Below are 19,360 nucleotides of genomic sequence, written 5' to 3' on the forward strand. Positions count from 1 at the left end.
GGCACCCTCACCGCCCTCGCCCGCTGCCCCCAGGCGCACGGCCACACCCGCCGCGTCGACACCGCCGACGACCTGACCGCCTTCCGCCACGACCTCCTCGCCCACTGCCCGATCGCCGCCGACCAACCCACCGGGCACCCCCAGTGACCGAGCAGCAGTACCAGGCCGCGATCCGAAGCCTGGAGGACGAAGTCAAGGAGCTGCGCGGCTTCCGCGCCCGCACCACCGCCTTCATCCACGACCCCGCACACGACGCCCTCACCCGCACAGCCCTCGCCGCACACCTCGGATTACCCGCACCCCGACAGGAGAACCAGCCCCATGGCCAGTGACACGAAGATCGAATGGACGGACGCCACCTGGAACGTCGTCACCGGTTGCGACAAGGTCTCGCCCGGCTGTGACCGGTGCTACGCAGAGACCTTCGCCGAGCGCTGGCGCGGCATCCCCGGCCACCACTTCGAGAACGGCTTCGACATCACCCTCCGACCCGAGCGGCTGACGTTGCCGCTGCGCTGGCGGAAGCCGAAGCGCGTGTTCGTGAACTCGATGTCCGACCTCTTCCACAAGGACATCCCGGTCGACTACATCGCCCGCGTCTTCGCGGTCATGGCGCTCACGCCGCAACACACGTACCAGGTGCTGACGAAGCGGCACGGCCGAATGCGGTCGCTGATCGGCGATCCGACTTTCGAGAAGCAGGTCGATCACGAACTGCTGCACTTCCCGCCGTTCGCCGACCCGAAGCTGACGCGCCGCTCCTGGCCGTTGCCCAAGGCTGGATGGCCCCTGCCGAACGTCTGGTTGGGGGTGAGCGTCGAGGACCAGAAGCGCGCCGACCTCCGCATCCCCGCCCTCATCGACACCCCCGCCGCCGTACGGTTCCTCAGCTGCGAACCCCTACTCGGACCGGTCGACCTGGACGGGCCGATCGTCCCGGGACGCGGCCGACCCAAACTGACGTACTGGCTCACCGGCCGCCCGGCACCTGGGCCCGAGCGCACCACCCCCACCGGCCTGACCATGCACAGCCCGGCAATCGTCACCGGCCCCCGAATCGACTGGGTCATCACCGGCGGCGAGTCTGGCCACGGCGCACGACCCGCCCACCCCGACTGGTTCCGGACCATCCGCGACCAGTGCCAGGAAGCAGGCGTCGCCTACCTGCACAAGCAGCACGGCGAGTGGGCCTCGTTGAAGTCGATGCACGAGTACGTCACCGACGACGACCGCGTCCAGATCTTGAACGTCAACGGTGAGTTGTGCGGGCGTCCTTGGTTCGGCTGGAACCGCGACGAGGACCAGCAGGGCTCTGTAGTGGTCCGTCGCTACGGCAAGAAGGAGGCGGGGCGCGAGTTGGACGGGCGCACCTGGGACGAGTTCCCCGAGGTGACCCGATGACCACCACCATCCCCGTGCAGACCGGTGCCTACGACTGGGACCCCGTTCCCGCCCTCGCCATCGCCGTCTACGGCACCGCCGGACCCCAAGGCAGCAAGAGCCCCGTCGGGTGGGGGAGGAGCCGCAAGACTGGCAAGAACATCCCCCTCATGAAGGAGTCCTCGGCCAAGGTCAAGCCCTGGCGCGACAAGGTGAGCGCCGCCATCACCGCCGCCATCCTCCGCGGCGACGCCAAGCCCTTACACGGCGCCGTGTACGCCGAGATCACCTTCACCATGGCCAAGCCCGGCAGCCGCCCCAAGCGCCGCCGCACCTACCCGGCCGTCAGCCCCGACATCGACAAGCTGGAACGCGCCACGTACGACGCCATCACCACCGCCAAGGCGTGGGAGGACGACGGGCGCGTCATCGAGAACCACAACCGGAAGGTCTACCCCGGGGAGCACCCGGATGCCCTCGACCAGCCGGGTGCCGTCATCCGCCTCTACACCCTGACAGGAGCCGTCTCGTGACCGCCACATCTGCCCTCACGCCCCGTAACGCACGGTCCCGGAAGGCGGGTGGGATGGGCCGCTCTATAGGAGTGGCCGTCACACCCAGCAACAACGGTAACGCTGCGTCAACACAGGGGCGGGACTGGCGGACCCTCGGCGCATGCCGCACCGAGGACCCCGACCTGTTCCACCCCGCAGGCAAAACCGGCCCCTACCTGGTCCAGATCAGGAAGGCCAAAGCCATCTGCCGTGCCTGCCCCGTAGTGCAGCAGTGCCTCGGCTGGGCGCTCGACAACCGGGAGATGAACGGCGTCATCGGCGGCATGGACGAGGACGAGCGTCGGCGGCTGCTGAAGAGGACGCGGCGGTGGTCGGCTGGGAATCCGGAGCGGGCGTGGGTGCAGATCCTGCGGGACCGACGCCCGGAGTTCCTGGCGCTCAAGGCCGCGAACCGGTCGGTAAACGAGATCGCGGTCGAGCTGGGCACGAACACGCAGACCGTGCACAACGTGCTGCGTGCCCTGGAAGCGGAGAAGACGGGGGTGGCGGCGTGACGACGTTGAGCGCGACGGACCGCGGTGACCTGGCCGAGGCGATGCTGCCGGTGGCGGCGAACCTGGCCGTACTCGTCCACGGCGACGGAGGCCCGGAAGACGTGCAGGCGGCCCTGGAAGGGCTGGGCGATGCGCAGCGCAACGCCCTCATCATCGTCCTCGCGGGCATGGTCGACCCGGACCGGCCGATGGGCGCGGTCCTCGGCTGGCTCGACTTCAACGAGCACGGGCAGCAGATCGTCCCGGACTGGAACGACAAGACCACCCTTCGGGCCGTCGCCGAGGAGACTGAGGCCGAGGCCGACTGGGACGGGGTCGATCTGGTGAAGGTGGACCGGTGGCTCAGGGGCTTCCGGGTTGAGCTGAATCGGCGTGAGCGGGTCGAGGCGATCCTCGAGGGCTTCCGGCGTGGCATGGAGTACCGGGACCTGGACGCGCTGTCCGGGGTGAAGTCCGGTACGACGCTCACGTTCATCTCGCGGGAGCGGAAGGCCGCTGCCGCCCGCGGTGAGGACTTCCCGGACGATGTGCTGCCCACGCTGCCGGTGCGGTTGTCGGAGTCGGCGGTCATCGAGATGCGGGAGCGTGCCGCGCGCGGTGACACGGACATGGAGATCGGTCTGGCGTTCAACGTGAACCCGAAGTCGGTGGGGGACATCGTTCGCGGTGTGCACTACTCGCAGTACGGGGGCCCTCTGCGTGCGAAGAAGAGCAGCCGGGCGTCGGAAGCGTCGCGGGTGCTGTTCAACGGCGGCACAGCCGGGTTCGCGAAGGCCAGTTGAGCTTCCCGAAAAGGGGCAACAAATACCGCTTGACCTGCGATAATAGTGGTTCGGGGCCGCTGGTGTTGGAAGCACCAAGGCGGCCCCTGACCCTGCCATCCGCATCACCGGAAGGAGGGCTAGTCGTGGACTCTACAGCTCCGCGTCGACCGCTACGAAAGCGGAAGCCCAACGACACCTGCGACCGCCCAGACTGCGACGCTCCATTCGTCGCTCGAGGGATGTGCCGCAACCACTACCAGCAGTGGCGCTTGAGCACGCCGAAGGATCAGAGACCGCCAGCCCGTCCCGGCGCCAGCCGCCTCTCGATCGACGAGCGCTTCTGGCAGCGAGTCCAGAAGGGCGGCTCCGATGAGTGCTGGCCGTGGCTGGGCGCTCACGGTGGCTACGGCCACGGGATGTTCTGGTTCTCGGCCGAGCGTAAGCGCGAGTCAGCGCACGCCATAGCCCTGGAGCTGGCCACCGGAATCCGCCGCCCAGCTGGCATGTACTGCTGCCACCGCTGCGACAACCCGCCGTGCTGTAACCCCGCCCATCTGTACTACGGCACGCCCAGGCAGAACGGCGCCGACATGGTTGGCCGGGCTCGCAATCCGCGAGGCGTGGGGAAGCACAACGCGCTGCTGAGCGAGGCCCAGGTGGTGGAGATAAGGACTCGCTACTTCGCCGGGGAGACCGCCGCTGCCTTAGCCGCCGAGTTCGGCATACGGCCTGGCCACCTCAGCAATATCACCCGAGGTCGCATGTGGAAGTACGCGGGCGGCCCGGTCGGTATCAAGAGGGTGCCGAAGCTGTCTCAGGCCCAGCGCGCTGAGATGCGCGCACGCCGTGCGGCTGGAGCCAGCGCGAAGGAGCTGGCCGCCGTCTATGGAATCTCGCCCAGCTATGCACGAAACCTGACTAGGAGAGCAGCATGAGTGCAACCGTGCCCATCGTGGGCCGCCTGACCGCCGACGCCGAACTTCGGTACAGCGCCTCGGGAACAGCGGTCGCCCGCTTCACTGTGGTGTCGTCCCGCAGGACGAAGAACCAGAACACGCAGGAGTGGGAAGACGTGGACGTCACCTACTGGGACTGCGTGGCGTTCAAGCAACTGGCCGAGAACTGCGTGGAGTCGCTGGTCAAGGGCACCGAGGTGGTGCTGGTCGGCCGGGCGAAGCAGGAGTCGTGGGAGGACCGGCAGACGGGTCAGAAGCGGTCGAAGATCTCGGTGGTGGTGGAGCACATTGGTCCGTCGCTTCGGGCGGCGACGGCGAAGGTGTCGAAGGCCGGCTCGGGCGGCGGTGGGCGTCAGGAGTCCCGGCAGGGCCGTGGTGGGGCGCAGCGGGTACCGGAGGGGGATCCGTGGGCGTCTGGGGCGCCGCAGGGTGGCGGTGGCGGCTGGGGTGGTGACGAGCCGCCGTTCTGATCCGGTGCGCGTGGTCGTGGGCCCGGCTCCTGGTGTGGGGTCGGGTCCTTTGCTGTTCCCCCTCACGAAAAATAGTTGCGCGTGTATCTATAATTGGGCTATGCTCGAAGAGCCGACAACGAAGCAGTAGAGCAAGGGCGGGGACATGCATTCCATCGTTTTGAACCAGTCGAAGATCCGAATCGACGCGTCCCTGAAGCCCAAGACCGGCTTCCCGCGTCCCCTCGACTGGTGGCAGCGGTACGTCCCGATCTGGGTCGACGCTTCCGAGGACGTGCTCGGCAACATCGTCCTGAAGCCGAACGGTAAGCAGGCCAACGGGCGCGTCCGCGAGATGACCCCGGTCGTCCGGCGTCGTGAGATTCGCGCGATCCGGAAGTGGATGGATGACCAGGTGTACCTGGACTTCGCTGACGCGATCGTCGAGGCGTGAGCCCGATGCCCGAGCTTCGCCTCGTGGATCCGAACGGCTATGACGCCGTCACCGACGGATACCTGGTCGTCGTCGCCCCCGAAGAGGCCGAGGCGGCCAGCGCCCGGCTCCGGACCGAGGTAGCCGAACGGCACGCCGCCGAGCACGCCTACGCCGGGTACTGCCCGCGCGACTACCGCGTCCAGGCCGCCTGAGACCTGGCCGCCGTCCTCCAGCCGGCTCGGTCGGCGGCCATCCCCGGGGTCGCGCCCCGTCCCCCGCGGGGCGCGGCCCCACCACCACCGCCTCACCACCGCGCCGAGGAACTGCCATGCCTGAAACACCCATCGAAAGGAATCACACCGTGACCAACGCCCAGACCGACATCACTGACAAGTACGCCGCCCAGGCCAGCATGTCCCGCTACGACTTCCTCGAGTTCGAGGCGTTCGCCTCCAAGGTCGACCGCGAAGGGTACAGCTACGCCGTCGAGAACTACGGGCCCGAGTTCGAGTCCGAGAACCTGAAGCGTTCCGCCGCCAGCTCCGAGGGACTGCGTGGGCTGTACTCCGCGCACCGGCCGCTGGTCGACGCGTGGGTGGAGGAGGTCGGCGGCGACGCCGCGTGCGACCTGCACAACGACCACGTGGACGAGGCCCGGCAGCGCAAGGAGGACGCGCGCCTGTGGGGCATTCGCTGCACCGACGGCTACGTCATCACCTGCGAGACGCAGGAGCGTCGGGAAACGCTCGTCGGCTACATGGTGCGCGAGTACCAGGAGCACCCGGAGCGCCGGCGGATGCCGGAGGCTCTGCTGCGCCGTTCCGTTCCGGGCGGCGAGTGGACGACCGACGCCTTGCTGAGCGCCTGAGACCGCCGCGCCCCGCCTCCCCCTGCGGGGCGCGGCCCCGCACCCCCCCCACCACAGCCCGAGAGGTGCACCGCCATGCCCACACCCAGTCAGCCGCAGATCAAGCAGCGCATGCTGCAGCGCCGGGCCGACCGCCTGGCCGCTCTTGCCGCCCCGCCGTTCGAATACCACGCCACCACGACCCGCGACGACGACGGCATCTCACTGTGCGGCGACTGCCTGACCGAGGACTGCACCCGCTACTGGCGCATCCGGCGTCGCATCGTGGAGCGCCGTCTCCAGCGGTTGAAGGCCAGTGGCCCCCCGTTCTGACTCGACCCCACACCCCCGCCATGTACGGGCCGCCCGGCCGATCGCAGCCGGACGGGCGGCCACCCCACCCCGTGCCCCGGACCGGAGGTATGCCGTGAAGCTCCACTTGGTCCCCATACGCTTCCGCGACGCTGCCGCCTTCGTCGCCATGTGGCACCGCCACAACCTCCCGCCCGTGGGCTGCAAGTTCTGCACCGCAGTAGCCGACGAAGAGGGCGTTCTCCGCGGCGTCGCCATCATTGGCCCGTGCCCGCATGTCCGCAACGGTCAGACCCTCGAGGTCAACCGAACCGCAACAGACGGCACCCCCAACGCCAACTCGATGCTGTACGCCGCCGCCTGGAGGGCCACGAAAGCCCTCGGCTACACGCGACTCATCACCTACACCCAAGCGGACGAGACCGGCGCGAGCCTCCGCGCAGCTGGATGGCGCGTCGTCGCGCAGCGCCCCGCACGTCCTGGCTGGAGCGTCCCGAGCAGGCCTCGGAAGGCGAACGGCAGCGAGCACATGCCGCGAACTCTGTGGGAGGCGGCGTCGTAGCGCCATCCGCATCCGAAGCCCGCCCCTTGATCTGGAAAGGAACCTCATGGACCGCGTCTATATGAACCGCCGCACCGGCGAGAAGCGCATCCACGTCGAGATCGACGCCGCCGAGATTGCCGATGTTCTCGCGGACCTTGCTCCGGACGAGGGCCGGTTCCCTCACGACGCCACGAGGCAGTTCGTGGAGATCCTGCGCGCCGCGCACGGCACGTTGGGACCGTGAGGCGTCATGAAGGTCCGTGCCGACATCGCCAACCTGATCCGCGAAGGCCACACCGACGAGCACATCGCGCACCGGCTGGGCTGCCACCGCAACACGGTCAGCCGTGTCCGCCACGCCCTGCGGCTCCCCCCGTCCGATCCGATCAAGCGCCTCCTCGCCGAAGAGCTGCCCATCGGCCGCGTCCGGGATTACCGGCCCGAGCGCATGCCGACTAGCCCGGCGCAGGCCGCAGAGAACCGCGCCCGCCTCCTCGCCGCGCTCCGCGGCGACGCCGAGAACGAGGCCGCCTGATGCGCGCCCTCATCCCCTGGCTGGTCACCGCGGCCGGAATCGCCGCCGTCACCGCCACCGCCTGCCTCATCAACCGCTAACCGCGCCCCGAAGGAGAACCCGTCCGCATGACCACGCCCATCACCGCCCTCACCCCGTCTTTCGCGGCCATACGTGACGACGCCGAGTTCACCTGGGCCCAGCACGCCCGACTCCACGGCTTCGCCCACGCGGTCATCACCGCATGGGAGCCCGTCGCCACCGCACCGGACGGCCAGCTCATACTGTCCGGCCGTGTCGACGGCCCCTGTCCGGTCGAGCAGCTGCGTTCGTTCGCGGACAAGAACATGCTCGTTCAGGGCTACGCGGGTGATCTGCGGCCCTTCATGGATCTGGCCGAGCCGGGTCGTGTCGCGGTGGTGTGGCGTACGGGCGGGGTGTGGGTGTCCCTGTGGACCCCGGAGCCCCCGCCGCCGCCCACGGCTCCGTCCCCGGACCCCGTGGACGTACCGCAGCCTGGCGGGCGCCTCCTCCACTGGCTCAACCCCGACACCTCGAAGGAGAACTGACCATGACCGACACGACCAAGCCCCAGAGCCCTCAGCAACTCCTCGTCGAGCTGGCCGAGATCCACATGCGCACCCACGCCAGCCCGCTGCCGAAGCACCCGGGAGCCATGGGATGGCAGGCCAACACCGGAGTGATGGCCGCCGGGTTCGCGCGCGCCCTGCACGCCCTGATGCAGGTGGACCCCGGCAAGGCCGCCGAGGTCGCCGAGTGGTTCCAGGGGCCGCTCGGCGACGGCCCGGACGCATTGGAGCACACGGACTGGACAGCGCAGCACGTCGCGAAGAGCCCCGAGGTTCTGGAGCGGTGGTTGATGGACGCCCAGGCGGACGCGGTGCAGGCGAAGGAGTTCACGGACCGCTGGGAGAAGGAGCACCTGGGCGTGCAGCCGAGCCCGGAGTCTGGCCGGTGACCGCCGTGACCGACTGGAAGCCCGTCGAGGGCTCCCCGCTCACCGCCCGCCAGCTCGACATGCTGCGCCGCATCGCGGCCGGGCAGTCATGGCGGCAGATCGGCGACGCCCTCGGCATCACCATCGGCGGGGTCGGCTCAATCAACAAGCAGATCCTGATGAAGCTCGGCGCCGCGTCGGCAGCCCAGGCCGTGGATGTGGCGCACCGGCGGCGCCTCATCACGGAGCGGCCGGGCTGCGGGGACCGTGCGGCGTACATGCGGCACTGGCGTCGGAAGGAGCCCGCGTGCTGGCGGTGTCTGGCCGGGAACGCGGCCGCAGAGGCCGAACGACGGGCCAGCAAGAACGCAGCGTGACGAAAAACCGGGTTTGTGATCTCCAGGCCCGGGCCGAGCAACTACCCACCGTAAGGATCCGCATGATCCAGCCCACCGAACCTGCCCCGCCCCCGTACCAGCGCCTGCTGGCCCGTCTCGAGAAGGAACGGGCCCACCACCAGGAGTGCGCCGCCCTATCACGCACTGACGAGGGCCGCATCGCGCACTCCGGCATGGCTGCGGGCTTCCTCCACGCCGCGATCCACCTGATGGAGGAGACTGAGGGGCCCGGGGCTGCGCGCCAGTACATGGAGCGCACCACCGCCGAGGAGCCCCGTCGGTGGCCTGGTGGGCGGCACACCGTCACGGGGCCGGCCGGTACGCCTGGCGAGGATCCGCCGGAGCCGGAGTACGAGGCGGCGTCGGCGGCCGAGTCCACTGCCGAGCAGTCTGCTCGGGAGGTGTCGTGAGCGCGGGCGCATCAGCCGGGCAGAAGGCCGCGGCGTTACGTGCCCAGGCCGTGCCGCGGGGGCTGAAGCGCCGGTTCCTGGCCCTGCTGGGCATGGACCGCCAGGGCGCCCGCCTCGCGGCCGAAGCGCGCTGCTGGGAAGCCGGGGTGGTGGGGGAGCAGTGGACCACCGCGATGCTCGCCCCGCTGCGCGCGGAGGGCTGGGTGTGTTTCGACGACCGGCGGATACCGGGCCTGGGCCGGGCGAACGCGGACCATGTGGTGGTCGCCCCGTCGGGCCGGGTGTTCCTGGTGGACTCGAAGATGTGGAACGCTCGCGGACGCGCTCGCGGCCTCGTCCGGGTGGTTCGCGGTCGGCTGGTGCACGGCGACGTCGACAAGGACCGTCAGATCAAGACCGTGCTGGCCGAGGCTGAGTGCGTCGGCCGGGCCCTTGGCGCCGCGGTGACGCCGCTGATTGTCGTGCACACCGCTCCCGTGGACGGCGGCGGGTTCGTGCTGCGCGGTGTTCCGGTGGTGCCTGCGGGGCGGCTGGTGGAGCTGCTGCGCGGGAACACCGGCCGCCCGGATCCGGCTGCGGCCCGGAGGATGGCGCTGCGCGCAAACGTGAAGCTGCCCCGGTATGTCGAGTGAAAGAGGAAGCGTGTCCATCCAGCTGGAACTTCCCGTAGGGACGCGCAACCAGACGGACGTCATCCGCGATCTGTCTGACTACGGCAAACCCCCGCCCCCTCGGGCAGAACGCCCGCACGCATCCGGCCCCACTCCGCAGCCTCCTCGCCGGTCCGTGGCGCAGCCTGATAGCCGCGCGCTGCGCAGAATTGCTGCGGCCCGGATACGGGCGGGTGCTCTCTACCGAGAAGAGCGGGCGAAGCTGACGCCCGAGCAGATCGCAGATCGTATGACTTCGCTGGCGGACGCCCGGATCGCTCTCTGCGTGGCCCAGGGGAATTCGCTCGACGACATCGACCCCTCCAGCGGATACAGCCTGAGCCGCGAGTCCTACGAACGTGTGCGCCAGTCGTGGCGCAATCAGGCCAAGCAGCCCGGTTGGAACGAGTGCTACCGCCCAGATCTGGAGAAAGCTATCGCCTTCTGGTCCGAACGTCGCCCGGAGTTCGCCGAAGGCGACGACTGGCTCGACGGTAGGGCGGCCGGGCAGCCGGTCCGGCTCCTACGCTGTCGCCCACCCGGGTAGCGGCGTACCGTGGCGGCTGGCATGTCGCGCGCTTCCCACAGTGGCGGCCCGTCTCTCTGGCAGAGTCCAGGGGCGGGCCTCTTTGGTGCGTTCAGGGGCCGTCCGGCTCGTCCTTCAGCGCCTCGCGCATCATCGCGATGACCTCGTCGTCGGTGAGGTGGTCGAACGCCCCCGGCGTACACCCCAGGGTGCCGATGGTCCCGTCGGAGCCGTGAACGGTCCGCATCTCCAGCGGGCCGCCGCCGAGGTCGACGATCTCGCTGCGGGGTTCATCGGGCACGGTGTGGGCGCGGCGGCGGGCGCGCTCTGCGGCGAGGTTGGTGATGGTGCGGGCGTCGTACCGGGGTTCGGGCATGGCGGTCCCCTCACGGTGCGGGTGTGGGGGGTGGCGCATGGTCACGATGCGCCTGGTGGTGACGGCGGGTCAAGGGGTGTGACGTGGGTGGGCCCTCGCCGACGGGGGATGCGGCGAGGGCCTGGTGGCAGTCTGGCACGGGCGGCCCGACTGGGGACGCGGTTCGGGACGGCGCGCCGATCGGGTCAGGCGGCTTCGAGGGCGTCCAGTCCGGCGGCGATCAGGTCGCGCAGGGCGTCGGCACGGGAGCGCCCGGCGGCGAACTCGTCCACACGGCGCAGCGTCTCCTCGTCCAGGCGGGCCTCGACCTTCGGGCCGATGGAGGGACGGCCGCCGAGGTTCGGGCCGGACTCCTCCTCCAACTCGCCGAACCACTCCTTGACGGCGTCGTCTTCCTCGTTGCGGATCAGCCACTCCTTCGCGGTGGCGTCGTCCACGAACTCGTAGGTCTCTTCGACGCCCTGCCACTGCGACCAGTTGTTGAGGACCCAGCGGCCGCTCTTGGTGCGGTAGAGGGCCTGGTGTCCGTACTGACCGACGGGGTTGACGGAGACGTTGTTGTTGCCGTCCCAGCGGGTGGCTTCGGTGTAGAGGGTGGCGGAGTCGGAGTTGAAGCGGCACGCCGGAGGCTGGGCGTATGGTCCGTCCCCCGGTCGTCGTGTACCCGCCCATGGAGTCCGGCGGGCGCCGGGTGCGCGTGAACGGCGAAATCCTCGGCACGGCGTACGGGGTGACGGACCTGCTGGAGTTCCTGCGCCGGGCCGGGCTGCATCCGGATGACGTGGACCTGGACGGGACGTTGTTCGAGTGGCGCGGGGGCGGGCCCGGCGTGTGGTGATGCACGAGCGCCCGCCCTCGGGAGGGCGGGCGCAAGGCATTCCGCTGGGTCATGACTCCAGCTGCGGCGGCCGATCGGGCGACACCCAGGGGTGCCGTACCGCCATGGTCCCGCCCGGCTATACCGGACCTCCCCGGGCGACGCTGTTGCCAGCGACAGACGGGCGGGACCGGATTCAGTGTGGCACGCGGCGCTGACAGCGGTGCCCCGGTGCGGAGATGTGCGGCCCCTGGCCCGTCTGCACCCGTAGGTGGCGGGCTGTCCTCCGCGGGACGTGACTCCGTTGGCGAGCAGGGGCCGCCCCTCGGTGATACGTCCGATCCGAGGGAGCCATGGCGGTCACGCGCCGTCGGACTCGCTCACATGAGGGAAACGGGCCTGCCGTCAGCATGGCACAGCCCGCCGACAGCGTTGCCCGTGCTCACTGCTGCGCCCAGTCCTCCGGCGGCTCCACGAGCAGCGGCACGGTGCGCTCCTCCCGCGCGGTGCGGTCCGTCACCGGGTCCCGGTACTTGCACCCGTCCTCGGCGCGGAGGAACGCCGTGTACCGGATCACCCGCTGCCCGTCCCGCTGCTCGATGGTGATCGGGGCCCGGTCCACGTCGCGTGGGTCGAGGCCGTTCGCGCCCAGCCAGTCCTGGAGCGCGGTCACCTCGGTCGGGGTGAGGTAGCGCCACCGGTCGGGATGGAAGACGGTGCGGATGTCCGGGTTGCTCATGTCCGTGATGATGGCGGACGCCTCTGACAGCGGACCGGCTGGTCGCGCCAGAACGCGAAGGGCCTGCCCTGGGCGAAGCGGACTGCGGTGAACACCGTGACGCCCAGGAGGACCGCGGCCCAGATCGGCGGGACACCCCCGACCGTGCGCATCCACACGGCGCCGAGGAGGACACCGGCCCCGGCCCACCCGGCTATCCCGGCTGCGATCCGGGCCGGGCCGTTCACGGCTGCTCCTGGTCGATCCCGGTGCCGGGACTCTCGGCCGGTGCGGGCTCGACCTTGCAGCAGCCGCACTTCGGAGGGCATGGGCACTCCCGTCCACTCTGCCGGATCACGTCTTCGAGGTCGGCGTGGCTGTACGGATCGCCCTCTTCGATGACCCCTACGTCGAGTAGCGCGCGTCGGATGCCGTCGAGTTGGGCTTCCTTGGCGCGGCGGGCCTGGTGGGCGAGCTGGAGACGTCGCTGGAGCTGCTCGTTGTCGGTGCCCGGGGCGGTGGGCATTTCGGCTCCGCCGAGGTACATCTTCACCGGCCCCCGGACTGCTGGCCGCAGGACGCCATCGGGCTCGGTGCGCTTCAGGGCGTGCACGATGCCCGTGATCGCAGCTTCGACCTTGGCGTGCAGCGGCGAGTACATGACGCGCTCGGAGCAGTGCAGAGCGGCGTTGCCCTGAGCGTGGCGGGAGAGGTACAAGAGGCAACCGCTGAGGGCGTCCTCGGCCTTGGCGAGTTCGCGGCGGAGGTCGGTCACAGTGGGGCCGGTCACGACTGCTCACGCTCCCCGACCTGCGGCAGCACCTTGCTGTAGTGGAGGGGCGTGGTGGCCATATCGCCTGCGGTCTCCCGCTCGGACAGCAGGGTGTAGGTCTTACCGCCGTCGGTGGAGAACGCCTCCGAGTTCCGTACGGACTGCCACATCGGTGTGGGCGTCATGCCTTCGGCGTGCCGGTCGATCCACTCGTCCGGGTTGTCCGTGAGTTCGGACAGCGGCTGGTACCGGAGGAGCTTGTCGAGGTACTGGGTGGCGAAGTGGGCGCTGGTGCCGCTGTGCCCCATGTCGGCGAAGGCTTGGACGACTCGGCAGAGGCCGTCGATGACGTCCTTGTCTTCGCCGACTAGGCGGAGTTCGCGGCGGGCGTGGGCGACGAGGTTGCTGTCGGAAGGGGCCATGCCCCCATGCTGGACGCGATCAGCCTGGTTGTTGCCCCGGGTCGGCGTGGGTTAGGCGGGGCGGTCTTCGCGCGCGCTCGGGCCGGGCTCGTCGGGCGCGGGCGAGTTGCGGCGCCAGGTGTCGGACCGACGGCCGGCCTCGAGCGGATCGGTCCCGGTGAGGACGTCGTCGAGGATGCGGGAGAGGGGGAGTGGCCCGCCGAGGGTGCGGGTGGCGACGAGGTCGTTGAAGCAGGGGTCGCACAGCGGGTACGGGGCGCGGAGGCCGAGGTCGCGCACGGTCGGGTCGGCGTGCCCGCACTCGCGGCACGTCTCGGCGGCCGCGGTGCTGGCGTCGTCCGGCTGCTGGTCCTCGAGGGCGCCCATGGTTCTGATGGTCCGGCACGGGCGTGTACGGGCGTTAGGGCGCGTTTCGGTCGCATGGTGGCGGTCTGGGTGCGGCGCAGGGGAGTTGGGGCGCCACGCGGGCCCACAGGGGTTCCAGGGGGATCTAGGGCTAGCCTGAATCCCTCACCTTGGAAGGACCACCTGATGCCCGCCCGCGAGAAGTCCGCGTCCATCGTCTGTACCCGCTGTAAGTGGTCGGCTCTGCTGCCGGAGGACCGGGACCATTCGGAGTTGTGGGACGCGGGCTGGCGCTGGCGCGGAGACCCGGCGGAACGGCCGTTGCGGTTCGCGCCGCACGCCTTCGTCTACTCGTGCCCCGACTGCCCGCCCGTGTTGTCCTGACCGGGGCGCACACAGGTGGGGCAGGTCCATGCCCGGCCGAGGATTCGTACGAGCTGCACCTCGGGGTGGTCGGGGCACTTCAGCGGCTGCGTGGGGGTGTGGGCCGTCGGGGTGTGGAGGTAGGCGGAGGCCCAGCGGCGGCCGGTCTCATCCCTCTGCATCGTCCTGCCCCTGGCCCTGGTTGTCGTCGGTGTCGTCGGTGTCGTCGGAGGCGGTGACGGTCTCTTCGTCGAGGAGCGGGTAGCCGTTGACCTGGTCCTTGGACACGGTGCCTCCCGGGCGGTGCGGTGGTTGGTCTGCCGAGCGTTGCGCGATGGGGCTGGGGGCGTCAACGGCGCACGCCTGTTCGGGCCCGCTTCACAGGGCGCGGAGGTACAGCCAGGCGCCGCTGTAGCACTTCACGGTCAGCCCGGCCTTCGGCTCGTTACGGAGGGACCACTGCTCGATGTCCTGGATCTGCTTTGAGCCCGATCCGGCGATCAGCTGGGCGAGCCAGCCTTCCGCGCCTTCGGCCCACGGACCGTCCATGCTGATCGGCCCGCCCTCGACGGGGCGCTCCGGCTGGTCGAAGTCGTCGCGCTCGGCGGAGCGGGCGTTGATCTGCCACCGGGTTTCGCGTCCCTCGAGCATGACGGCCAGGCCGTACGGCCGCTTGCTGTCACCGGCCTCTGCCAGGGTTGCCGCTTTCCCGGCCCGCGGGTCGTTGCGGGCGAGGTCGACGAGGAAGTCCTGGAGAGTCTTGGGGCGCACTGGCGGGGGTCCTTTCGTAACGGGCTGGTTCATCGTAGGCGGGCCAGGTGCTGGCGCGATGTACGTCCTCGAGACGGGCGGCGTACGCGTCCACGCCCGGCAACTCCGGCTCCGCCTCGGCGGTCACTCGGCGCTCCCGGTCTCGTGCGCTCGGATGGCATTCATGATGCGGGCGGCGAGGAGGTTGGCCAACGGCTGCGGGATGACCGGGGTGCCGTCGTACCGGTCGAGCGCCATGGCCGCCCGGAGAACGATCTCGAAGCGTGGGTCTTGGCGGGCTTCGGCCCGCGACACCGCGGCCCGGGACGGCGTACGGTCGCTCTGCGGGGAGGCAGCGGCGAGCAGGTCCTCAAGTTCGCTGATCCGCCGCTCAGCCAGCTCGTTCCGGCGCTCCTTGGCTTTCTCCCAGCCCCGGGAGAACGCGGCCCGGCCGTTCCTCCCTCGGCGCGCCGGTGAACCAGCCGGCGAGTTCGTGGGCGGCGTCGCGGTGCTCCTGGGCGCGCTGCGGGTCGTCCTTCTCCAGCTCGGTGAGGCGAATGTAGTCGTAGATCCCGGCGAGCTGGTCGGCGAGCTTGGCGGTGCGGTCGGCTTCGGTGGTGTCGTCGTCTTCGGGCTGGGCGCCGAGGTCCATGGGGTCAACGGTCACTGGTCGACTCCTTCCGTCTCGAGGCCGGTAACGCTGACGACCATGCGCAGGCGGCCCCGAGACGGCATGGGCAGCGTCTCGCCGGGCGTGGGCCAGTCGTCGGCGCACAGCCCGTACGACGGCGGCTCCCAGAACTTGCCCCGGTAGTGCCGGTAGACCTTCTCCCAGTCGGCCTTGAAGTAGCAGGGGAGGAGTCCGCCTGTGTTGGGGATGGGCTCGGGCGCGGCCTCGTTCTGCGCGCGGACCTGCTCGGCGACGCGGTCGGCGTGGTCCTTGTGGCGCTTGCAGAACCAGTGCGCGGTGACCCACCCGGTGCGGGGGTCCTTCTCCAGCACCCTGTGGTGGGAGTTGGCCCCGCAGATCCCTTGGGCGTTGCGGTAGTCGACGGCGGGCGGGCTGAAGCCCTGGGCGGCGTGCAGGACCGGGGAGGGTGAGGGGCGCAGGGGAACCGCGGTCTCTTCCGGCTCGCCGGTGACGGCGATGCGGGGCCGGTAGACGTACGGGCGCAGGCGCGGAGCCTCGCAGCCCGGTGCCCCGCCCGGGCCCCAGTCGGCGGCTTCGCGCGGGGGCTCGTAGCGGGGAGCATCGTCGGCGATGAGCCGGTCGTAGCGGGCCCGTCCGGCGTGTACGCCGAGCTTCCGCCGGGCGACCTTCAGGGGGCTGACGCCGTCCTCCCGCTTGGCCAGGTCGCAGCCGTACGCGACGGCGAGGAGGAGTTCGCGGGTCTCGTGGCCGACGCGGGGGTCTTCGTAGATGGCGGCCACCATCTCCGGGAACGACCGCTTCGGCCGCTGCTCCTCAGCCGGGGCTGGGACGGAGTGAAGGGGCACGGTCACGCCTCCGGGATCGTTGGGTTGAGGACGTCGAGGCCCTGCTGCTTCCACTGCTGCTCGTACCGCCACACCCCGTTCGAGCACTCGATCTGCGCGCGGGCGTGGAAGACAGCGGAATCGGTGCCCCAGTCCGGGCGCCACAGGTTCGGGCCCGGGAATCGGACGGCCTTCATGCGGGAGGTGATGGTCTCGCCGCATCCGAGGCAGGCGCCGCGCGGGATCGCCATCAGACGGTCGCTGACCGCCATGGTGCGGGCGACCTCGTCCTCCAGTTCCTGGTGTCGGCACGGCGGGAGTTCGCGGCAGAGGCGGCACACGCTGTAGTGCTCGGGGATCACCTGCCAGTCGCGGCTGACGCAGGCGGTGATGTGGCGGGGCTTCGCGTTCGGCTTCTCGGCGTGCTGGAGGACGAGGTTGATGGGCCGGTACTGCCATTCGGCCCGTACGGGCATCGTCCATGGTTTCCGGGGTGCTCCCCAGTAATGGGGTTCACCGGCGGCCCGGGCGGCTTCGTGCTCGACCCAGTCGGTGACTTTCTTCTGCCACGCGGTCTCGTAGTTGGCGGGCCACAGGTCTTCGGGCTTCTCGCGGATTTCGAGGACGCGCCAGGGTTGCCGGTCGAGGACGACGATGGCGCCCTCGACGACGGTTGCCTTGACGTCTTCCCGGTAGCCGTTGTGGGGGAGGGCGACGCGTCCGCTGGTGTCCCGGTGCTGGCTGGTCTGCCAGACGTCACGGTTCCTCATGGTCATGCCTCCTGTGCGGGGTGGCCGGGGCAGAGGAACGGGTACGGCGGGTTCGTGCCCTCGCACCGTGGGCAGTCCTCGGCGTTGCCGCCGGGCGGGATGGCCGGGCCGGGCGGCAGGGCCTCTCCGGCCATCCCGCCCATACGGCGCAGCTCGGCCTCTGCCTGGTTGGCCCGCAGGATCTCCTCGCCCATCTGGCGTCGCACGCCGTCGATCTCGCGCTTCAACGCACGGATCTTCTGGCTCTGCTCCAGAACGGTCTTGCCGCGCCGCAACGACTCTTCGCGGAGTTCGACGCATCGGCGTTCGAAGTGGGTCAGCCGCTTCTCGACGCTGCGCAGTTCGCATCGTGGGCACACCGGCTGTCCGTCCCGTATCGGGATGTCCATGCCGTCGCGGCCGTGCCAGTGGAAGCCGCACTCGGGGTGCTCGTAGTCCGGCGACGGCGGAGCCTCGTCGGCCATGCGACGCAGCAGCCCGGCGGCGGCCATCATGCCGCTGTCCAGCAGCTCAAGGCCGCGCCGGTCGATGCGGTCGGCGGCGTCACGGAGCGCGGCGTGCGCAGACGCCCCGCCGGCCTGGTTGGTGGGTCCGGTCATGCTGCTGCTCCTGCGGGGTTCGTGGCGGCGTGTTCGAGGTATGCGGCGTACGCGCGCTCGGCGAACCACCAGGCGACCGGCGTGTGTCGCTTCGGGATCCACGGTTCCGGCTCGACCAGCGTCTCCAATGTCCCGTCGCCGTTCTCGAAGGAGACGCCGATGCCGTAGAAGTCGAACTCGGTCAGGGATTCGGGCCAGTGCGTGCGCCGCCGGATGACGACTCGGCGCGCGCAGAACGGCGCGAACCGGGACGCGGACTCCAGGGCGGTCTTGCACGCGGAGGGGGAGTGGACGGTGGCGAGGGCGACGCGGCAGGGCCGGATGGCGTGCCGGGTGACCTGGCCGTCCTCGATGGTGCAGATCGCGGCCGGGGCCCGGCGCACGTACTTCTGCTGCTCCCTGGTCAGGCTGTCCACGGGCACGGGCATCCCGGCGGGGAGTGCCATGAGGTGGTCGAGGCCGCCGAAGCCGTGCCCGGTGACGGGGCCGATACCCGCGGCCTGGCGGCGCTGGTGCTCGGCGGGGTCGATCGCGAGGTGGAGGGTGGCGCCGCCGTAGCCGGAGAACGAGGGGACCTGCACCGTGCCGGAGCCGGTCACTGCTGCTCCTTGGGGAGTTCGATGCGGGCGGTGACGATCAGACGGGTCCCAGGCGGGAAGTCCTCGGCGTGCACCTGAAAACCGGGCCCGTACCGGAAGCCGCTGCCGCTCGCTTCGTGCTCTGCGCGCCAGGAGTAGCCGATGATCTCGGGCTCGGGCCGGTAGGTGCTCGGGCGGCTGTAGAACGGCTCAAGCGTGAGCACTGTCGTGCGCTCGGGGCTGTCCTTGGACAGGACCTCGTTGGGCGCGGTGTGGCGGACACACTTCCATGGTTTGCTCTCGATGCTGCGGCGTTCTCGCTGGTTGGCGTACTCGAAGAAGCCGCGTTCGGTACAGCCAGTGTGGGTGCAGGTCCGGGTGAGAGTTTGACGGCGGGGCACGGGCGGTCTCCTCGAAGTGGTGGGGCGGGTTTCAGGCTGCCTCGGCGGGCCCGGGGTGTTGCCCCGGCTCGGGGATGTGGTGGGCGTCAGTCGACGGTCAGGGTGGTGACCGGCACGGAGCCGGGCGTGCGCCAGTCGACGGGATCGAAGTCGAACCAGTGCTGACCGCGCTCGTCACGCCAGTGCAGGGCGTACTCGTTCCGGACACTGCGCTCGAGTGCGTCCGGCCTCCAGGTGCCTCCAGCGAGGGGTTCGCCGGTGAGGTCGATGTGGCAGGCAGTGCTGGCCGCGACCATCAGGGACGGTTCGATGTGGCCGACGGCGAGGTAGCTGTTGTCCTCTCCGTAGCGGATCAGCGCAACGCCGAGGTGGATGCCGGTCATGTCCTGGATGGTCGGGGTGAATACGCGGGACGGGTGGTAGCCCTCGAGGATGCGGGCGGTCCTCTGGAATGCGTCGAGGACGTCGTCCTGGGTGCGGTCGGGGGCGTCGTGCCAGGCGGCGAACCGGTCCGCGTCGCCGAGGCGCAGGTGCGCGGTGACCGCGGCGATGGCGGCTTCGCGTACGCGCTCGTCGTCCGGGCTGAGGAGGACGCGTGGACCGCAGCCCCAGCCGGTGACGCCCATGCCGATCGCGGTCTTAGCCCGTACGGGGCCACGGACGGCGGCCGGGTTCGGTGGGGGCCCAGCCGTAGCAGCGGATCGCGGTGTGGGCCCCGCGCAGCGCCTCGGCGACCTGGGAGAGGGGGGCTGGGGGAGAG

The 19,360-nt window shown here is 70.3% G+C and carries 36 protein-coding genes; 21 read left to right on the forward strand and 15 right to left on the reverse strand.

Annotated elements, in window-relative coordinates:
- The first annotated feature begins 143 nt into the window (after positions 1-143).
- From SSOG_RS46105 to SSOG_RS52995, 20 genes are all read left to right on the forward strand, one after another.
- Entirely contained in the window at positions 144-332 is a 189-nt protein-coding gene (locus SSOG_RS46105; protein WP_009721216.1) for a hypothetical protein, read from the forward strand.
- Entirely contained in the window at positions 322-1,401 is a 1,080-nt protein-coding gene (locus tag SSOG_RS46110) for a DUF5131 family protein (RefSeq protein WP_009721217.1), read from the forward strand. Before SSOG_RS46105 ends, SSOG_RS46110 begins: the two co-directional genes overlap by 11 nt.
- On the forward strand, positions 1,398-1,913 hold the full coding sequence (locus SSOG_RS46115) for a RusA family crossover junction endodeoxyribonuclease (protein ID WP_050800432.1): 516 nt from the start codon (positions 1,398-1,400) through the stop codon (positions 1,911-1,913). Before SSOG_RS46110 ends, SSOG_RS46115 begins: the two co-directional genes overlap by 4 nt.
- A 53-nt stretch (positions 1,914-1,966) precedes the next feature.
- The gene (locus SSOG_RS58830) at positions 1,967-2,449 is read left to right on the forward strand and encodes a WhiB family transcriptional regulator (RefSeq protein ID WP_078510687.1); all 483 of its coding nucleotides are present in this window, start codon (positions 1,967-1,969) and stop codon (positions 2,447-2,449) included.
- Complete coding sequence (locus SSOG_RS46125; RefSeq protein ID WP_009721220.1) at positions 2,446-3,231, forward strand: hypothetical protein; 786 nt, start codon at positions 2,446-2,448, stop codon at positions 3,229-3,231. Before SSOG_RS58830 ends, SSOG_RS46125 begins: the two co-directional genes overlap by 4 nt.
- Positions 3,232-3,482: 251 nt before the next feature.
- Positions 3,483-4,148 carry an HNH endonuclease gene (locus SSOG_RS47450; RefSeq protein WP_167542611.1) on the forward strand — a complete coding sequence of 222 codons (666 nt, stop codon included), beginning with the start codon at positions 3,483-3,485 and terminating at the stop codon, positions 4,146-4,148.
- The gene (gene ssb, locus SSOG_RS46135) at positions 4,145-4,639 is read left to right on the forward strand and encodes a single-stranded DNA-binding protein (RefSeq protein WP_009721222.1); all 495 of its coding nucleotides are present in this window, start codon (positions 4,145-4,147) and stop codon (positions 4,637-4,639) included. Before SSOG_RS47450 ends, ssb begins: the two co-directional genes overlap by 4 nt.
- Before the next feature lie 145 nt (positions 4,640-4,784).
- Positions 4,785-5,072 carry a hypothetical protein gene (locus SSOG_RS46140; protein ID WP_009721223.1) on the forward strand — a complete coding sequence of 96 codons (288 nt, stop codon included), beginning with the start codon at positions 4,785-4,787 and terminating at the stop codon, positions 5,070-5,072.
- Between the two features lie 5 nt (positions 5,073-5,077).
- Positions 5,078-5,266, forward strand: coding sequence for a hypothetical protein (locus SSOG_RS46145; protein WP_039942940.1), 189 nt, complete (start codon positions 5,078-5,080; stop codon positions 5,264-5,266).
- A gap of 149 nt (positions 5,267-5,415) precedes the next feature.
- On the forward strand, positions 5,416-5,922 hold the full coding sequence (locus tag SSOG_RS46150; RefSeq protein WP_039942941.1) for a hypothetical protein: 507 nt from the start codon (positions 5,416-5,418) through the stop codon (positions 5,920-5,922).
- A 75-nt stretch (positions 5,923-5,997) separates the two neighbouring features.
- Positions 5,998-6,234, forward strand: coding sequence for a hypothetical protein (locus tag SSOG_RS46155; protein WP_009721226.1), 237 nt, complete (start codon positions 5,998-6,000; stop codon positions 6,232-6,234).
- 94 nt (positions 6,235-6,328) lie between these two features.
- Entirely contained in the window at positions 6,329-6,775 is a 447-nt protein-coding gene (locus tag SSOG_RS46160; RefSeq protein ID WP_009721227.1) for an XF1762 family protein, read from the forward strand.
- Positions 6,776-6,821: 46 nt separating this feature from the next.
- Entirely contained in the window at positions 6,822-7,001 is a 180-nt protein-coding gene (locus SSOG_RS46165) for a hypothetical protein (protein WP_009721228.1), read from the forward strand.
- Positions 7,002-7,007: 6 nt separating this feature from the next.
- A complete protein-coding gene (locus tag SSOG_RS46170) occupies positions 7,008-7,292 on the forward strand; it encodes a helix-turn-helix domain-containing protein (RefSeq protein ID WP_009721229.1) in 285 nt (94 codons plus the stop codon).
- 107 nt (positions 7,293-7,399) lie between these two features.
- Entirely contained in the window at positions 7,400-7,840 is a 441-nt protein-coding gene (locus SSOG_RS55255; RefSeq protein WP_009721230.1) for a hypothetical protein, read from the forward strand.
- 2 nt (positions 7,841-7,842) lie between these two features.
- A complete protein-coding gene (locus tag SSOG_RS54615) occupies positions 7,843-8,250 on the forward strand; it encodes a hypothetical protein (RefSeq protein ID WP_039942942.1) in 408 nt (135 codons plus the stop codon).
- Positions 8,247-8,606, forward strand: coding sequence for a response regulator transcription factor (locus SSOG_RS54620; protein ID WP_039942944.1), 360 nt, complete (start codon positions 8,247-8,249; stop codon positions 8,604-8,606). Before SSOG_RS54615 ends, SSOG_RS54620 begins: the two co-directional genes overlap by 4 nt.
- Before the next feature lie 62 nt (positions 8,607-8,668).
- The gene (locus SSOG_RS46190; RefSeq protein ID WP_039942945.1) at positions 8,669-9,037 is read left to right on the forward strand and encodes a hypothetical protein; all 369 of its coding nucleotides are present in this window, start codon (positions 8,669-8,671) and stop codon (positions 9,035-9,037) included.
- Positions 9,034-9,669 carry a nuclease-related domain-containing protein gene (locus SSOG_RS46195; RefSeq protein WP_050800434.1) on the forward strand — a complete coding sequence of 212 codons (636 nt, stop codon included), beginning with the start codon at positions 9,034-9,036 and terminating at the stop codon, positions 9,667-9,669. The genes SSOG_RS46190 and SSOG_RS46195 overlap by 4 nt, the downstream gene beginning before the upstream one ends.
- Before the next feature lie 10 nt (positions 9,670-9,679).
- Positions 9,680-10,234, forward strand: a complete 555-nt coding sequence (locus SSOG_RS52995) for a hypothetical protein (protein ID WP_009721235.1) — start codon at positions 9,680-9,682, stop codon at positions 10,232-10,234.
- Positions 10,235-10,325: 91 nt separating this feature from the next.
- Here the strand turns inward: SSOG_RS52995 and SSOG_RS46205 are convergent, their stop codons facing one another.
- A complete protein-coding gene (locus SSOG_RS46205; protein WP_039942949.1) occupies positions 10,326-10,589 on the reverse strand; it encodes a hypothetical protein in 264 nt (87 codons plus the stop codon).
- A gap of 185 nt (positions 10,590-10,774) precedes the next feature.
- Positions 10,775-11,026: a hypothetical protein gene (locus tag SSOG_RS46210; RefSeq protein ID WP_009721237.1), complete on the reverse strand. Its 252-nt coding sequence runs from the start codon at positions 11,024-11,026 to the stop codon at positions 10,775-10,777.
- A gap of 200 nt (positions 11,027-11,226) precedes the next feature.
- On the opposite strand from SSOG_RS46210, the gene SSOG_RS46215 reads away from it, so the two are divergent.
- Complete coding sequence (locus SSOG_RS46215; protein ID WP_009721238.1) at positions 11,227-11,427, forward strand: hypothetical protein; 201 nt, start codon at positions 11,227-11,229, stop codon at positions 11,425-11,427.
- 421 nt (positions 11,428-11,848) lie between these two features.
- On the opposite strand, the gene SSOG_RS46220 is transcribed toward SSOG_RS46215, so the two are convergent.
- The 13 genes from SSOG_RS46220 to SSOG_RS46290 all read right to left on the reverse strand — a co-directional run.
- The gene (locus SSOG_RS46220) at positions 11,849-12,145 is read right to left on the reverse strand and encodes a hypothetical protein (protein WP_039942950.1); all 297 of its coding nucleotides are present in this window, start codon (positions 12,143-12,145) and stop codon (positions 11,849-11,851) included.
- 223 nt (positions 12,146-12,368) lie between these two features.
- Entirely contained in the window at positions 12,369-12,914 is a 546-nt protein-coding gene (locus tag SSOG_RS46230; RefSeq protein WP_009721240.1) for a hypothetical protein, read from the reverse strand.
- The gene (locus tag SSOG_RS46235) at positions 12,911-13,318 is read right to left on the reverse strand and encodes a hypothetical protein (RefSeq protein WP_009721241.1); all 408 of its coding nucleotides are present in this window, start codon (positions 13,316-13,318) and stop codon (positions 12,911-12,913) included. The genes SSOG_RS46230 and SSOG_RS46235 overlap by 4 nt, the downstream gene beginning before the upstream one ends.
- Before the next feature lie 51 nt (positions 13,319-13,369).
- Positions 13,370-13,684, reverse strand: a complete 315-nt coding sequence (locus SSOG_RS46240; RefSeq protein WP_009721242.1) for a hypothetical protein — start codon at positions 13,682-13,684, stop codon at positions 13,370-13,372.
- A 326-nt stretch (positions 13,685-14,010) separates the two neighbouring features.
- Positions 14,011-14,208, reverse strand: a complete 198-nt coding sequence (locus SSOG_RS50150) for a hypothetical protein (protein ID WP_009721244.1) — start codon at positions 14,206-14,208, stop codon at positions 14,011-14,013.
- A 196-nt stretch (positions 14,209-14,404) separates the two neighbouring features.
- A complete protein-coding gene (locus tag SSOG_RS46250) occupies positions 14,405-14,797 on the reverse strand; it encodes a hypothetical protein (RefSeq protein WP_039942954.1) in 393 nt (130 codons plus the stop codon).
- Between the two features lie 370 nt (positions 14,798-15,167).
- Positions 15,168-15,443, reverse strand: coding sequence for a hypothetical protein (locus SSOG_RS46255; RefSeq protein ID WP_009721247.1), 276 nt, complete (start codon positions 15,441-15,443; stop codon positions 15,168-15,170).
- Positions 15,440-16,279, reverse strand: a complete 840-nt coding sequence (locus SSOG_RS46260) for a hypothetical protein (RefSeq protein WP_154686149.1) — start codon at positions 16,277-16,279, stop codon at positions 15,440-15,442. The genes SSOG_RS46255 and SSOG_RS46260 overlap by 4 nt, the downstream gene beginning before the upstream one ends.
- The gene (locus SSOG_RS46265; RefSeq protein WP_050800435.1) at positions 16,276-17,022 is read right to left on the reverse strand and encodes a hypothetical protein; all 747 of its coding nucleotides are present in this window, start codon (positions 17,020-17,022) and stop codon (positions 16,276-16,278) included. Before SSOG_RS46265 ends, SSOG_RS46260 begins: the two co-directional genes overlap by 4 nt.
- Positions 17,023-17,024: 2 nt before the next feature.
- On the reverse strand, positions 17,025-17,621 hold the full coding sequence (locus SSOG_RS46270) for a hypothetical protein (protein ID WP_039942956.1): 597 nt from the start codon (positions 17,619-17,621) through the stop codon (positions 17,025-17,027).
- Positions 17,618-18,220, reverse strand: a complete 603-nt coding sequence (locus SSOG_RS47455; protein ID WP_050800436.1) for a hypothetical protein — start codon at positions 18,218-18,220, stop codon at positions 17,618-17,620. The genes SSOG_RS46270 and SSOG_RS47455 overlap by 4 nt, the downstream gene beginning before the upstream one ends.
- Positions 18,217-18,600, reverse strand: coding sequence for a hypothetical protein (locus tag SSOG_RS46285; protein ID WP_009721250.1), 384 nt, complete (start codon positions 18,598-18,600; stop codon positions 18,217-18,219). The genes SSOG_RS47455 and SSOG_RS46285 overlap by 4 nt, the downstream gene beginning before the upstream one ends.
- Before the next feature lie 86 nt (positions 18,601-18,686).
- The coding region (locus tag SSOG_RS46290) for a DUF6197 family protein (protein ID WP_425385486.1) at positions 18,687-19,360 on the reverse strand (674 nt) is incomplete at its 5' end.

The sequence above is a fragment of the Streptomyces himastatinicus ATCC 53653 genome (assembly GCF_000158915.1).
GTDB lineage: Bacteria > Actinomycetota > Actinomycetes > Streptomycetales > Streptomycetaceae > Streptomyces > Streptomyces himastatinicus.